Raw genomic sequence first — 2,279 nt, forward strand, 5'->3', positions numbered from 1 at the left:
TGAGCACCCACTCGATCCGGGGGGTCTTGCGCCCCGGACAGGCGACCTCCAGTAACCCGTCCGACCAGAAAACGACGAGGTCGCCGGGCTGCAACGTAAAGGACCCTACGGAGCCCTCCCCGGGAGGGTTTCGGGTCAACCCCAGGGCCATTCCTCTCGCACCCTCCATCAGCACCCACGCGTCTTCCCGGAAGAGAAGGGGCGGGTGATGCCCCGCCACCAACCACGCCAGACGCCGGGACGCCGGGTCAAAGCGGAACAGCTGAAGGGTGGCCATGGCGCCGGCGCGCCGAAAGTCATCACCGGTAGAAAGCATCAGCTGCCTGAGGACCGGCAAGCCGAACGGTTGCTCGCCAACACAGGCCCGGACCTGGGTGCGCAGGAGCGCCATCAGCAGAGCGGCAGCCACACCCTTTCCCATGATGTCACCAAGCACACCGATGCAGCTCCCGTCGGCGGCGTCCCAATAGTCATAGAAGTCGCCCCCGACGTGGCGCGCCGGATGCGAAAACCCGCAGATTTCGGCACCCGCCCGGACGAGAGGTTCAGAGGGCAGGATGGCCTGCTGCACCCGTTGAGCCAGTTGCAACTCCGTGGTTAAGTCGTCAAGGCGCCGCTGAAGCTGGTCTCGCAGCCCGGTGTTTTCCATGGCCAGCCCGACCTGCAGGCTCACGAACGCGAGCAGTTCGGCGTCCCGCTCGGTGAACGCATGCGGTCCGTTGCGAGAGACCAGCAGCGCCGCTGCGCAGGTGCCATCCTGGAACACCACGGGGACCGCCAGGGCAGCTGAGCCGCCCAGGCTTTGAAGGAGCTCTCGGGCTTCCGGTTTGGTGTCCTGCTGGGATACGAGAACCGGCAGGCGCTCCTCGAAAACCCGCTTCAGGGCTGGCAAGCCGGCAACGCGCTGTTCCACAGGCTCGGTCGCTTCAGGCGAACTTCCGCGGGATACGGGCAGGACCAGCATGGCCTGGTCTGCGCCGATCAGAGGCCGGACGACCTGCAGCATGCTTCGAACGAGGTCGCTCGTGCTCATGTACGGTCCTTCGGTCGCCAGGGCGACCTGGTGGAACGCGGCCAGTTTTTCCAGATTATGGGCCACTTCCCGGCGCTCGTTTTCCTGATGCAGCAGTTGTACCTCGCGCTGCAGCAACGCCCCCATGGCGGCCAGGAGAGCCGCCCACGGCTCCTGGCTCGGGGGAGGATCGCTCGCCAGGCTTTCCGGGACGAGCGCCAGGATCGCCTTCAGCTCGCGCTGCCCCGCCGTCAGCGTGACAGGGCGGTGGGGCAATCGGGCCAGCCGCGAGAAGGCCAGGAAGACACCCGGGACCAGCCCTTCCGTTGCCATCCGCGCCAGCCGCTCTGGCGGCCCCCCGCGCGCCAGGACGGCGCCACGGGGGTCAAGGAGCAGGATCCCGGGGCCCTTCTCTTGAACCTGCTCGCCCGCGCTTTGCAGAATCTCGTCCGCCACGCGGAAAAACGCATCCAGGAGCAGATGGTGTCTGACGATGGAGGTTTCAAACTCCTCCCACTGAACCAACGTGTGGGGGGCATGCAACGTGAGCCTTCCTCCTTCGGGTCACAACCTCGGGCTGGCGAGGGGGCCAGGGCGATGAACCCGGCGAACACCGACAAGGCCGTGCGCTTCGCCGAGATGGCCCGCCACGTGGACGAGGGAATTCGGGCACTCGAACGGCGGGCCCTTCGCGATGCCATCGCCGCGTTTGAGCGGGCCTACCAGGTGGCGAAGGAGGCCGACCTCGGAACGGACGCCATGCTTGGAACGCTGCGCAACCTGGCCCTCGCCCGCCGGGAAGCCGGCGACCACCAGGGAGCGGTGGCCGCCTATCGGCTGGCGCTTCACGCACACGGCATTACCGACCGACAGAAGGCTGCCGTACTTCACGGCCTCGGCGTCATCTATCTCCGGGTCGGGGCCTACAGCCGGGCCAAAACCCTGCTGACCCGAGCTCATGCATTATGGCAACGCGTACTAAAAGAGAACACCCCCACCTGGCAGACAGGCGCGGTCCGGACGGAGTGTGTCCGGGTGGCCCTGGACCTGTCCCGTACGCTCCGCTCCCTGGGCCGCTATGACGATGCTCGTTGCCTTCTGCAGCCCATCCTGGACAACCTCACCGGCGTGGACCCCTCCGAGGTCCCTCATGCTTACATCGAGTTGGCGCGCATTGCCCAGCAGAGTGGCCATCTAAAAGAAGCTCGACGCCACCTGGATCAAGCCCTCAGCTTCACTCATTCCGACGATCCGGGCCTACAAGCTG

General features: G+C 66.3%; 2 protein-coding genes. One reads left to right on the forward strand and one right to left on the reverse strand.

Annotation, left to right across the window (positions count from 1 at the left end; translation table 11 throughout):
• A partial coding sequence (locus tag AB1609_21760; protein ID MEW6049061.1) for a SpoIIE family protein phosphatase occupies positions 1–1,555 on the reverse strand: 1,555 nt, incomplete at its 3' end.
• 54 nt (positions 1,556–1,609) lie between these two features.
• Here AB1609_21760 and AB1609_21765 point away from each other — a divergent pair.
• A partial coding sequence (locus tag AB1609_21765) for a tetratricopeptide repeat protein (GenBank protein ID MEW6049062.1) occupies positions 1,610–2,279 on the forward strand: 670 nt, incomplete at its 3' end.

This window comes from Bacillota bacterium (assembly GCA_040754675.1).
In the GTDB taxonomy this organism is placed as follows: Bacteria; Bacillota; Limnochordia; order Limnochordales; family Geochordaceae; genus Geochorda.